At 47.3% G+C, this 296-nt stretch carries 1 pseudogene; it reads right to left on the bottom strand.

Annotation, left to right across the window (positions count from 1 at the left end):
* Nucleotides 1-68: 68 nt before the first annotated feature.
* Nucleotides 69-296: pseudogene (locus AB4585_RS28805) on the bottom strand (EF-P beta-lysylation protein EpmB); the annotation flags it as partial.

Here is a 296-nt window from a genome sequence, read left to right as displayed (position 1 = left end):
TAATTTCGCGAAGTAGTTACAATGACACTAAAGCCCCTGATGGATGAGCTTCATCAGGGCTTTTTTGATCACTCAAGATGCAGATCAAGAGGGGTCTTGCTGTCTCTACCGCCAATCTCTCGGGTCAGTGACGGCACAAGATAGCCGGAGACCTCTTTCATTAAGCCTGCCATCAATGCTTTTGCTTTCTCATCACTAATGTAAAAGTGTGCTGCGCCCTGTACCTTGTCCAGTACATGCATATAGTAGGGCAGAATACCGACCCCAAAGAGTTGCTCGCTCAGGCTCTTCAGTAT

The sequence above is a fragment of the Vibrio sp. 10N.222.49.C9 genome (assembly GCF_041474985.1).
GTDB classification, from domain to species: Bacteria; Pseudomonadota; Gammaproteobacteria; order Enterobacterales; family Vibrionaceae; genus Vibrio; species Vibrio crassostreae_C.
This window is presented reverse-complemented; position numbering and strand designations above follow the sequence as displayed.